Raw genomic sequence first — 1211 nt, forward strand, 5'->3', positions numbered from 1 at the left:
CATCGATGTTCACCTTCTTCGGCGGCAGCGTCCCGCGCCTGGTGCCCGACAACCTGAAGACTGGGGTCATCTCCCACCCCCGAGAGGGCGAAGTCGTCCTGAATGACGCTTACCGGGAGATGGCGGCACACTACTCGGCCGCCGTACTCCCGGGCAGAGTGAGACATCCTCGAGACAAGAGCAGTGCCGAGAACACGGTCTCCCACGTCGCAACCTGGGTCATCGCGGGCTTGCGGCATGAGCAGTTTACGTCGCTGCCGCAGTTGCGCACCCGGATTTATGAACAGATCGATTCCTATAACCGGCAGCCGTTCCAAAAACGCGACGGGTCCCGGCTGAGCGTGTTCACCACGGAGGAGAAACCGCTGCTGCAACCACTGCCGCCGGCGCCGTTCGAGATCAGCTCGTGGTCCTACAAGCGCAAGGTGAACAAGAACGCTCACGTGGTCTGGGCGAGGAACTTCTACTCCGTCCCCTTCAGCCACATCGGTGCCCTGGTGGACCTTCGCGTCACCGAGACGATGCTGGAGGTCTATCGGCGTGACGAGCGCCTGACCAGCCACCTGCTGCTGCCAGCGAGCACAACGAACCAGTATCAGACGAACGACGCCGACCTGCCGGAAGGGCGCAGCTTCCAGGCCTGGGATCGGGCCCGGATCGAGGAGTGGGCGGCGCGGATGGGACCGGCGACCGTCACCGTGATCGGGAAGATCTTCGAGACCGTATTCATCGACGAGGCCGGCTTCGACGCGGCGCTGGCCGTGTTGCGCCTGTCGCGCCGGTTCCCTCCGGCCAGACTCGAAGCCGCCTGCGAGTTCGCGCTGCGGGGCCCGGTCCGCTCCCCGCGCTACGCCCATTTGCGGCCGATCCTCGACACCGGGCAGGACAAAACCGGACACACGCCCGAACCGGAATCGGATGAAGGCGGCTATGTCCGCGGCGGCGCCTACTACGCCGGAGGCACCCGATGAGCGCGCTGGATGGAGAGACCAAACGCAAACTCCGCGAGATGAACGCCGGCGAGCTGCTGGAGGCGATCGATACCCAGGACGAGACCCTGTCGATCAGTTTGACGTTCGAGGAGCGGGTCCGGCTGGTCGTCGATGACGCCTACTCGACCTTCATGCATTCCAAGGTTGTCGGGTTGATCCGGCGGGCGGGACTGCGTTATCCGAACGCAGATTTGCGGCGCATCGACCTGCTCGACGAGC

The 1211-nt window shown here is 64.6% G+C and carries 2 pseudogenes; both read left to right on the plus strand.

Annotated features, from left to right (window positions below):
• A pseudogene (locus DL891_RS16555) lies at positions 1 to 971 on the plus strand (IS21 family transposase); the annotation flags it as partial.
• Positions 968 to 1211: pseudogene (locus tag DL891_RS16560) on the plus strand (ATP-binding protein); the annotation flags it as partial. The pseudogenes DL891_RS16555 and DL891_RS16560, both read left to right, overlap by 4 nt.

The organism is Homoserinimonas sp. OAct 916, assembly GCF_003260275.1.
Classification (GTDB): Bacteria; Actinomycetota; Actinomycetes; order Actinomycetales; family Microbacteriaceae; genus OACT-916.